Source organism: Brachymonas sp. J145 (assembly GCF_036312245.1).
Classification (GTDB): domain Bacteria; phylum Pseudomonadota; class Gammaproteobacteria; order Burkholderiales; family Burkholderiaceae_C; genus Brachymonas; species Brachymonas wangyanguii.
This window is the reverse complement of sequence record NZ_JAZDCI010000009.1, coordinates 95888-105715: the sequence shown is the minus strand read 5'-3', so window position 1 is coordinate 105715 and position 9828 is coordinate 95888. Positions and strand designations below refer to the sequence as shown.

The 9828-nt window shown below is 65.2% G+C and carries 12 protein-coding genes; 3 read left to right on the top strand and 9 right to left on the bottom strand.

The genetic code is table 11. The features are described 5' to 3' along the window. Nucleotides 1-16: 16 nt before the first annotated feature. The 7 genes from V1261_RS09170 to gspG all read right to left on the bottom strand — a co-directional run bounded on the left by V1261_RS09170 (nucleotide 17) and on the right by gspG (nucleotide 5169). Nucleotides 17-1248, bottom strand: a protein-coding gene (locus tag V1261_RS09170; RefSeq protein ID WP_405197982.1) for an IS3 family transposase whose coding sequence is annotated in 2 segments (ribosomal slippage) — nucleotides 17-981 and nucleotides 981-1248 — 1233 coding nt in all. Because the reading frame shifts where the segments join, the coding sequence is not laid out codon by codon here. Between the two features lie 16 nt (nucleotides 1249-1264). After that, nucleotides 1265-2050, bottom strand: coding sequence for a type II secretion system protein GspL (locus tag V1261_RS09165; protein ID WP_329771427.1), 786 nt, complete (start codon nucleotides 2048-2050; stop codon nucleotides 1265-1267). An 80-nt stretch (nucleotides 2051-2130) separates the two neighbouring features. Then, nucleotides 2131-3111 (bottom strand): type II secretion system minor pseudopilin GspK, encoded by a 981-nt coding sequence (gspK, locus tag V1261_RS09160; RefSeq protein WP_329771426.1) that lies wholly within the window; start codon nucleotides 3109-3111, stop codon nucleotides 2131-2133. After that, complete coding sequence (locus tag V1261_RS09155; RefSeq protein ID WP_329771425.1) at nucleotides 3108-3836, bottom strand: PulJ/GspJ family protein; 729 nt, start codon at nucleotides 3834-3836, stop codon at nucleotides 3108-3110. The genes gspK and V1261_RS09155 overlap by 4 nt, the downstream gene beginning before the upstream one ends. Nucleotides 3837-3838: 2 nt before the next feature. Beyond that, nucleotides 3839-4216, bottom strand: a complete 378-nt coding sequence (gene gspI, locus V1261_RS09150) for a type II secretion system minor pseudopilin GspI (protein ID WP_405198063.1) — start codon at nucleotides 4214-4216, stop codon at nucleotides 3839-3841. Continuing rightward, nucleotides 4216-4704 (bottom strand): prepilin-type N-terminal cleavage/methylation domain-containing protein, encoded by a 489-nt coding sequence (locus V1261_RS09145; RefSeq protein ID WP_329771423.1) that lies wholly within the window; start codon nucleotides 4702-4704, stop codon nucleotides 4216-4218. Before V1261_RS09145 ends, gspI begins: the two co-directional genes overlap by 1 nt. A gap of 6 nt (nucleotides 4705-4710) precedes the next feature. Beyond that, nucleotides 4711-5169 (bottom strand): type II secretion system major pseudopilin GspG, encoded by a 459-nt coding sequence (gspG, locus tag V1261_RS09140; RefSeq protein ID WP_329771422.1) that lies wholly within the window; start codon nucleotides 5167-5169, stop codon nucleotides 4711-4713. A gap of 113 nt (nucleotides 5170-5282) precedes the next feature. Between gspG and V1261_RS09135 the strand changes: the two genes are divergently transcribed. The 3 genes from V1261_RS09135 to V1261_RS09125 are packed head-to-tail and all read left to right on the top strand — an operon-like array spanning nucleotide 5283 to nucleotide 6803. After that, nucleotides 5283-5960, top strand: coding sequence for a type II secretion system protein N (locus tag V1261_RS09135; RefSeq protein ID WP_329771421.1), 678 nt, complete (start codon nucleotides 5283-5285; stop codon nucleotides 5958-5960). A 15-nt stretch (nucleotides 5961-5975) separates the two neighbouring features. After that, complete coding sequence (locus V1261_RS09130; protein WP_329771420.1) at nucleotides 5976-6407, top strand: glycine cleavage system protein H; 432 nt, start codon at nucleotides 5976-5978, stop codon at nucleotides 6405-6407. A gap of 3 nt (nucleotides 6408-6410) precedes the next feature. Then, nucleotides 6411-6803, top strand: coding sequence for a DsrE family protein (locus V1261_RS09125; RefSeq protein WP_329771419.1), 393 nt, complete (start codon nucleotides 6411-6413; stop codon nucleotides 6801-6803). A 75-nt stretch (nucleotides 6804-6878) separates the two neighbouring features. Here V1261_RS09125 and glyA read toward each other — a convergent pair whose 3' ends face one another. Both glyA and V1261_RS12010 read right to left on the bottom strand, forming a co-directional pair. Continuing rightward, nucleotides 6879-8123 carry a serine hydroxymethyltransferase gene (glyA, locus tag V1261_RS09120; RefSeq protein ID WP_329771418.1) on the bottom strand — a complete coding sequence of 415 codons (1245 nt, stop codon included), beginning with the start codon at nucleotides 8121-8123 and terminating at the stop codon, nucleotides 6879-6881. Between the two features lie 242 nt (nucleotides 8124-8365). Beyond that, entirely contained in the window at nucleotides 8366-9448 is a 1083-nt protein-coding gene (locus V1261_RS12010) for a transglycosylase SLT domain-containing protein (RefSeq protein WP_436231814.1), read from the bottom strand. Nucleotides 9449-9828 lie beyond the last annotated feature (380 nt).

The window sequence follows — 9828 nt, the reverse complement described above, 5'->3', positions numbered from 1 at the left end:
TGGAGTTCCCCCTATCTCACGGACGGTTGAGCGCTGAAGAATTCAGCGCGGTAACGGTGGTATTTTCTACCGGGGACTGCCCGGATTGTGCATTGATTTGCTCGAATTCGTTGGGAGCAAGGTAGCCCAGTGCGCTGTGCAACCGATGTGGGTTGTACCAGCCCTCTATCCAGGTAAACACGGCATGCCTGGCCTCGGTCTGGCTTTTCCAGCTTCTTCGGTTGACCAGTTCGCATTCCAGGCTGGCAAAGAAACTCTCGGCCATGGCGTTGTCGTAAGCATCCCCCACCGATCCCATGCTTGGGCGCACGCCCATTTCCTCGCAACGCTTGCCAAACACCGTGCTGGTGTATTGGCTGCCCTGATCGGAGTGGTGGATGACGCCCTGGGGCTTGCGCGTGAAGGCGGCCATCTCCAACGCCTGCACCACCAGATCGGCCGTCATGCGCGTGCCAAAGGCCCAACCCACTACTTTGCGGCTGTATACGTCGATGACTACCGCCAGATAGGCAAACCCGCTCCAGGTAGGCAGGTAGGTCATGTCTGCCACCCAAAGTTGGTTAGGAGCATCCGCCGCAAAGCGGCGATTGACCAGATCGCTGGCCAGCCCAGCCTCTCGATCACGGCGCGTTGTCACGCACCAGCCGCGCCGGCGGCTGACACCCTTCAGACTCGCCTGACGCATCAGGCGTTCGACGCGCTTCTTGTTGACGATCACCCCATCGCGCGCCAGTTGCGCGACCATGCGCGGCACGCCGTAGGTGGTATCGCTCATCTGATGGATGGCTTTGATGCGCAGCAGCAGCTCGGCATTGGCCTGATCGCGTGCACTGGGTCGGCGATTTAGCCAGTCGTGGTAACCACTGCTGGACACACCCAACACCCGGGCCATGGTGCGTATTGGGAGATCGGCCTGGTTCGCCTGCATCAGCGCGTAGACGGCGTGGACGTCTTCTCGCTTTGTCCGGCAAACCAGGCCGTAGCCTTTGCCAGGATGTCGCGCTCCGTTTGAAGACGCTTGACCTCCCGGCGCAAGCGGACGAGTTCCTCGCGCTCGGACGTTGTCAACACATCCTTGCCGGATAACGGCTTGCCAGCATCGGCTGCAGCGCGTGCAACCCAGTTGGCAATGCTCACCGCTGACACATCGAACTCACGTGCCAGCTCGGATTGGCTGCGACCGGAATGAAACAGCTCGACGATCTGCTGTTTGAATGCCTCGGGGTACGGGGGCTTGGTTTTTCCCATGGGGGCTCCTTTCTTCTCAGTGAAAGTGTCCGTCAAATGGGGGGAACTCCATCCAGCCGGAGCTCAGGCTTTCCAGCCAGCGTTCGGACGGATGGCGCACCTGCACCGCTTGCTGTATCAGTTGTTCGGCGCGTTGCGCCACGGCGGCATCGGCCTGGATACGGCCCGGTTCGGCCTGGGACAGCCAGCTGGGCAGCAGTGGATCGGGTTCCAGCGTGTCGGGTGCCTGCAGCGGCCAGCACAGCAGGCCGGGGGCAGCACCGCCTTGTGACAGCAGATGCGCACGACGCAGCCACCAGGCCCCTTCCAGCGGATCGCCAATCGCCTGCAGCGTGTCCTGCTGTAACGCCGGTTCAGGCAGCTCTTGCAGTGGCAGCGGCGCGGCCTCCGGCACCAGGCGTTGCACCTCGCAGCCGGCCAGGCGCAGCTGTTCCAGATGCTGCTGCAGCCAGTCGAGCCGGCAGGTACAGACCCAGACCGGCTGGCCGATGGCGGCATTCGGCTGCAGCGCGCAGTGCAGTATCTCCATATCGTCCAGCACCAGCTCTTCCAGCAGGCCGTCCAGCACCAGCCGCGTGCGTGCTGGCGAGGCCAGGCTGCCCTTGGGCAGCTCCAGCGCATGCCAGGACAGCGCCTGCACCGGCACGATGCCGATCACCTCGTGCGCATCGGCCAGCGGCAGGGCATCGGCAGCGGCCATGCCATGCTGCGACACACCCTGACCATCGGGGCTCAGGGCAAACGCGTAGCCATCGGCTGCATCGTGGCCGGGCAGGGGGAATCGGACAAGCAATTGGGACATGGGGCGGTGCGATTCTAGGCAGTCAATATGACGCCGGAATGTCATGAAAGCATCATCTACATGACATGTACCGGGCGACCTCAGCGCTGGGTGGCAGGATCCTGGGCGATTACGCTGTCCTTCTGGCGCCACAGCACGATCGAGCTCAGGCCGTCACGCTGGATCAGCGCCTGTTCCTCGATGCGGACATCGCCAATGCGCAGCTTGCCGTGGATCAGGAAATAGCGGCTGCTCACGCCCAGGCTGGCCTGCTGGCCGCCGGTCGGCAGCAGCTCGCGCACGGCGTCCATCTTCAGGAAAGGCTGGCTGTTGCGCCGGCTCACCAGCTGCAGCACCTGCGAGCGGGTGGCATCGCCGGCAGCAGCCAGCAGCACCTCCTGGGTGGCGGTATTTACATTGATGGCGGTGTATTCGGGCAGGATCGCCAGATGCGGCTCCAGTTGCGCGATGCGTTCAGCCGGCAGGCCGAGCCAGACCAGCTGCTCGATGCGCTGTGGCAGCAGCGGCGCGCCGGGATCGACCTGGGCACTAGCCTGGTTGGCGCGCCAGGCGCGTTCCCACTGGCTGACGAGCTGGTTTGCCTCTTGCGTTGGCAGGCCGAGCTCCTGGAACAGGCGCTGCAGCGTCTGCACGTCACGCTGGGATGGCTGGCCCTGTCGTATCAGGTTGCCCAGATTGAAGCGGCCCTGCATGTCCTGCACCTGGCCGGACAGGAAGGCGTCATCGGGCAGGTCGGTGCTGTTGGCAGTGACGTTGCCCTCTGCGGCCAGAAAGCTGCTCATGCGCGCCTCCAGCAGCGGCACCGCCCAGGGTTCGGACAGGTGGTCGGCCTGGGTCTGGCGCGTGTCTTCCTGCAGGATCTGGCGTGTCCAGTCGATGGCGCCGGACAGCAGCCAGCTGGTCTGCAGGCGGGCGCGCTCGGCCGCCTCGACCTCGGTGGCGCGCCATTGCTGCCAGGCGGCGGCCGCGGCAAAGGCGGTCACCAGCGTTACCGTCAGCATCGCCAGCAGCAGGGCGGCACCGCGTTGCGGGCGCGGGCGGGGCAGGCTGCGGCGCTTCATGAGCGTCTCCGTGTCAGCGTGGCCGGTATCCAGTCCATGGTGAGCGTGCCGTGCAGGGCGCTGTCGGTATCGGGCAGTTGCAGTTCCAGCCGTATCGCGTCGGGCATGCTGGCCAGGGCCTGTTCGCCTGCCAGTGGCAGCTCCTGCTCGCTGGCCGGGCGCCAGTTGGCATCGCGGAAGTGCAGCAGTTTCCAGTTGGTGAGCGGCACCAGTTCCTGCTCTCCGGGCAGCTGCTCCTGGCCTTCGGTCCAGCGTGCCGCCTGTTGCCAGGCCTGCTGCTGTTCACCGACGGTACGCAACACGGGGGACTGCCAGCGGATCCAGCACGGCGTAGCACCCAGGCTGGCGCACTGGCTGCGCAGCGACCAGGCGACGACCTGGCTGCCGGCCGGCAGCAGCAAGCTGGAATCGCCCTGTGCCACCGGGCTGTCGCTGGCGGGCGCCAGCCGCAGCACGCGCAGTGCGCGACCGTTCCAGGCCAGCACCGGCTGTGCCGGTTGCGCCGATACCGGCAGCATCGCATCGAGATCGCTGCGCCATTGCGCCAGCGCCGTCTGCAACAGCGTCAGGCGTTCGCCCTGGGCCTGCGTCACCTGCTGCGCGCGGATCATGGCATCCAGTCCGCGCCAGCTCAGCAGCGCCAGCAGCGCCATGATGGAGAGTGCCACCATCAACTCGATCAGCGTGAAGCCGCGTGATGCGCGGCGCAGGGGAGATCGGCGCATGCTCACCACTTGCCCAGAATGGTGGACAGGCGCAGCAGCGGACGTTCCTGTTCCAGCGCCTGCGCATCGATGCGCCGGAAATGCGGGTTCAGCGTGGTGTGCACGCTGACTCTGACCTGCAGCTCGCGACCGGCCTGGCTGCAGGCCACGGTCGATTCGCCCACTGCCGGGTACTGGGTGGACAGCCGCATCGCGATCAGCTGGTTTTCGGCGCACAGCTGGCCCAGCAGGAGCTCGGACTGGCGCTCGCTGTGCCGGATCAGCGCACTGGTGGCTTGCGTGCCGGCCACCAGCGCCACCGCCACGATGGCGAGTGCTACCAGCACTTCGATCAGCGTAAAACCCCGGCGGTTGGCCGGGGCAGGGCGGGGACGTCGCATCATGGTTGTGCTGCAGCTGCCTGCGCCACACGGAAAGGCCGCAGGCCATCGGTCTGCAGCGTGCGCTCCAGTCCGGGCTTGCCGGGTACGCCCAGCGTCAGCGATTGTGCCGGCAAGATTGGTTCCGGCCCCAGCAGCAGCTCCGCATCGGCCCCCTGGCGTGGCGCAGTCAGCAGGCCGCCGCGCAGCACCAGCGTCGGTTGCAGCCAGGGGTGGGACAGCCGTGCATGCGGCAGGCCGAGAAACTGGAAGCCCTGGCCATCGCTGGTCGCCTGCCAGCGTACCGGCAGGCCGCTGGCGCGCGACTGCGTACGCGCGCTTTCGAGCACGGCGGCCAACCGTTCGGCCTCACGATCCAGCCGCATCTGGTCGCCATCGCGCAGCGCCAGCGTGGCTGCGCCACTGGCAACCGCCACGATCAGCAGCACTACCAGCAGCTCGATCAGGGTGAATCCGCCGGCTGCGCGCCGGACGCGCCTGCCGCCCATGGACACTTACTGCCAGCTGCCGATATCGGCATCCTTGCCTTCGCCGCCGGCCTTGCCGTCGGCGCCAAAGGACATCACGTCCACTTCACCCTGGATGCCGGGGTTGGCGTACTGGTAGGCATTGCCCCAGGGGTCGGCCGGCAGCTTTTCCAGATACGGCTTCCAGTTGGCCGGCACCGGCTGGCTTTCCGGCTTGCTCACCAGCGCCTGCAGGCCCTGTTCGGCTGTCGGGTAGCGCTGGTTGTCCAGACGATACAGCTTGAGCGCCTGCATCAGGTTGCTGACATCGGTCCTGGCGGCGGTGACGCGTGCATCATCGGCTCGGCCGAGCACGCTAGGCACCACCAGGGCACCCAGCACACCGATGATGACCAGCACCACCATCAATTCGATCAGGGTAAAGCCACGGGCAGCACGTTGGCGTGGCTGGCGACGGCGCAGTGCCGCAAGGGAAGACAATCGCATGAAAACTCCTCGGAAATGCGGCAAACATAACGCTGTTGTGTGACAGTCAAGTGACTGTTGCATGTATTCCAGTCGCCTGTCGGGCCCATGCGAGATGCCGCATAATGGCGCACATGAGCGCCTCTCCCAGCCTGTTGTCCAATCGTATTCCTGCTTTTGCGCTACCCCCGGCCGAGCGCTGGGGCGTGCGAATCGGCAGCCTGTTGCCCTGGTTCGCCGCCAGTGCGGTGCTGGCCTATGCGTTGCTCGGCACGCAGGGCGAACCGGTGGCCGTGATGGCCAGCGTTGCTGACAGCCGGCTGCAAAGCCAGCAGGACAGCCTGGCCAGCCTGCTGGGCCATCAGGACGAGGCCATCCCCGCTGCACCGGCGGATGCACAAGCGCAGACGGCCCCGGCCGGTCCGGGCCGATTCGTGCTGCAAGGCACGGTCAGCCGGCTGCAAGGAGGCGGCACTGCCATCATCGCCATCAATGGCCAGCCCGGTCGCCACGTCAAGCTGGGTGAGGAACTCGTCGATGGCTGGAAGCTGGCTTCGGTGGGCGTACGCCAGGTGGTGCTGCAGGCAGCCGGCCAGCCGGATCTGACGCTGGGCTTCCCGGCCAGCGGCGTGACAGCGGCGCAGGCGAACAGCAGCCTGCCGGCCTACGGCTCCGATGCCAAGGTGGTGACGCCCGAGCCCGCACCGGTTGTCGTGCCGGCCCCAGCTGCCACACCAACACCAACGCCGCCTGCCCATGTTCCCGCCGCGATCCCGCCAGCCACCGAGCTGGGGGATGGCCGCAATGATTGACCCGATACTGCCTCCATGCCACTGAACGGACTCGCTTTTCCTGCTGATCTTTACTACCTGATCGAGCATCAGGTCTGGGCGCGCCTGGACGCTGACGGTTGCGCCACCATTGGCATTACCGCGCTGGGCATCCGCCATTCGGGCGATATCTATATGTGCCGCCCGAAACGCGTCGGCACGCCACTGGAGCAGGGCGCTTCGGTCGGCGTTGTCGAGCTGGCCAAGTCGGTAGTCTCGGTCAAGACGCCGGTCAGCGGCGAAGTCATCGAGGTCAATCCGCTGCTGGAGGACACTCCCGAGCGCGTGCACCAGGATCCTTATGGCGAAGGTTGGCTGGCGCGTATCCGCCTGAGCGATTGGGCATCGGACCAGCAGGCGCTGCTGCACGGTGACGCACAGGTCTTGCCGGCGATGCAGCATCACGCCTGGCTCAACCGCATCGAATAAGCCATGGCCTTTGTCGATCACGCCGCCGATGGCATTGCCATCCTGCTTTGGGCTTCCGGCCCGGAGCGCCCCGATCTGCTGCATACGCCGTTCTTCTTTGCCGCAGCCGCGGCGGCGATGGAAGTCCCGGTCGAGATCTATTTCACTGCCGGCAGCGTGCGCCTGCTGCAACCCGGCATCGCCGAAGGCCTGCAGGCGGCGCACCACCAGAAGGATGTGGCCACGGCCATGCGCGAGTCGGTATCGCATGGCGTGCGCCTGCTCGCCTGCACCGATGCGCTGCGCGCGCATGGCATGGAGATGCACGGCCTGATCCCCGAATGCTCCGGCCATGGCGGCGCCGTGCAGTTCATGGCGCGCGCGGCCGACCTGCGCTGGCGCACGCTGGTGTTCTGAAGCCGGAAACGACAACGCCCTGCACAGGGCAGGGCGTCGGCATCATGTGTGGCACCCGCGGGTGCCACGACAGGATCAGCGGTAAACCGGGAAACGGCTTACCAGCTCGGCCACCTTGGCGCGCACGGCGGCGATGTTGGCCTCGTCACGCGGGTTGTCCAGCACGTCGGCCATCAGGTTGGCGGTGATGCGGGCTTCCTCTTCCTTGAAGCCGCGCGTGGTCATGGCCGGCGTACCGACACGCAGGCCGCTGGTCACGAAGGGCTTCTCGGGATCGTTCGGGATCGAGTTCTTGTTGATCGTCATGTGGGCATCACCCAGCACGGCTTCGGCTTCCTTGCCGGTAATGCCCTTGTTGCGCAGGTCGACCAGCATCACGTGGCTTTCGGTGCGGCCGCTGACAATGCGCAGGCCACGCTGGGACAGCGTCTCGGCCACGACCACGGCGTTCTTCAGCACCTGTTCCTGGTAGGACTTGAACTCGGGCGTCAGCGCTTCCTTGAAGGCGACGGCCTTGCCGGCAATCACGTGCATCAGCGGACCACCCTGCAGGCCCGGGAAGATGGCGCTGTTGATCGCCTTCTCGTGCTCGGCCTTCATCAGGATGATGCCGCCGCGCGGGCCGCGCAGGCTCTTGTGCGTGGTGGATGTGACCACGTCGGCATACGGCACCGGGTTGGGGTAGACGCCCGCGGCGATCAGGCCGGCATAGTGCGCCATGTCGACCATGAACAGCGCGCCCACGTCCTTGGCGATGCGCGACATGCGCTCGAAGTCGATACGCAGGCTGTAGGCCGAGGCGCCACCGATGATCAGCTTCGGCTTGCTTTCGTGTGCCTTGCGCTCCATCGCGTCGTAATCGATCTCTTCCTGCTCGTTCAGGCCGTAGCTGACGACGTTGAACCACTTGCCAGACATGTTCAGGGCCATGCCGTGCGTCAGGTGACCGCCTTCGGCCAGGCTCATGCCCATGATGGTGTCGCCGGGCTTCAAGAAAGCCAGCAGCACGCCCTGGTTGGCCTGCGAGCCGGAGTTGGGTTGCACGTTGGCGGCTTCGGCGCCAAACAGCTGCTTCACGCGATCAATCGCCAGCTGCTCGACCACGTCCACGTTCTCGCAGCCACCGTAGTAGCGCTTGCCCGGGTAGCCTTCGGCGTACTTGTTGGTGAGCTGCGTGCCCTGGGCGGCCATCACGGCCGGGGAGGCGTAGTTTTCGCTGGCAATCAGCTCGATGTGTTCTTCCTGGCGCTGGTTCTCGGCCTGGATGGCGGCCCACACTTCGGGGTCGGTCTGTTCGATCAGGATGTTGCGGTTGTACATGGCAGGTTTGCATCAAGTGAGGATGACACTTGGCACGCAAGCGTGACAAGGCTGCCCAGGCGAACGGCAAGGACGTGCCCCAAGGCACGGTGCATTTCCTCGCGGTTGAGGCAGCGGCCGCAAGGGCTTGCCAGTCCGCGTCAGCCGGGGTGGCCGGCAATAGCCAAGCCCACCGGCCTATCGCCAGTCATGCACATGGCTAGTGTACCGGATTCGACACCCGGCAGACCAGCGAAAAAAGATTACTGGACGCTGGAGTCCCCGGTGTCTGCTGCAGGATGTTCCTGTGCGACCAGGCGCACGCTGGAGGCAGCGCTGGTGGCCTGCTTGCTGGTTGCAGGCTGCTCGGGGGCGAGCGAACGGCGGATCTGCTGCTCGACACGGGCGCTGTCGTTGCGCACCTGTGCGGATTCTTCCTGTACCTGCGGCGTGACGCGGCTGGATACACGCACCGGCTTGGCGGCTTCAGTGCTGGCCGGCGTCAGCGGCTGGGCGCTGCCACGCTGTTGCGGTTCGGCCTTGACCAGCTGCACGGCCGCGGGCTTCTCGCTCTTGGCCGGTTCGCGCTTGGCAACATTTACGGCAGCTTCCGGCAGGCCGTGCGGCAGCTGGGCATTGTGTGCCACCTGCTGGCCCTGGGCCACGGCGCGGATGCGGGCAAATTCGGACAGCACCTTGTTGCCATAGCCCTGGTCATCGGGCAGGTTGGCAGCACCCACATAGTATTTCAGGCCACCACGCACCGAGCCGGCGCGCGCAATCGTTTCCTTCAGCACCTGCACGCCCACGTGCAGGTTGCTGACCGGGTTCAGCGCGGCAAAGTGGCCGCCGTGGTCTTCATACTTGTCCGAGTGGATGTGTGTCATCACCTGCATCAGGCCCTGGGCACCGACATGGCTTTGCGCAAACGGGTTGAAGCTCGATTCCACCGCCATGATGGCCAGGATCAGCGCCGGATCGATCTTCTCGATCTTGCCCACGGCATAGGCTTCCTTGACCAGCATGCCGACCGCTTCCGGGGCCACGCGGTATTTCTTGGCGATCCAGTAGGTCACCGCAGCCTGGCGGCTGGGCAGTTCCTTCGGGTTGACCACCGGCATGCCGGCCGGGTTGACATCGGTCGGGGTCACGCTGGCAGTTGCAACGGTGGCTGCCTGCAGTTCGGCGGCAGCTTCCAGCGGCATGCCGATATCGCTGATGGCTGGTGCCACCTTGTCGCTGTTGGCGAGCAACTGGTCCAGGCGCTCACCCAGATCCTGTTGCAGGTGCGAACTGGTTGCCAGCAGGGCGGCGCCGGCAATGGCGCCTGCGCCTACTAGTGCCATGCTGTGGTGCGTCCACTTCAGGACACGTTGCAGGGGGTTTTTGCGGGCCGGATCGGCCGTTGCCAGGGAACTGTCCGCAGACAGGGTGCTGGTAGTGCTGTTCAAGCTGAATCTCCTTCAGTATCGGTGTCGCCGCTGGTACTGCTGAGAGGGCAGGGCAAAAGGCCGGTTGGCACTTGCCTGCAAAAGAGGATCGGCTGAAAAACAGGTCCGTCCGGGTGCGACACGAGTAAGACCGTCAGGTGACGATCGGGAAAACCCTCGAATTTTATGCACTGCACAAATTACTGGTCAAGCATGATTGTTGTTTTTCTTATGATTTTTGGTTCTGTTGTGGCATCTGGTACACAGTGCCAAAGCCCGGCCAGCGGGTGCAGCAG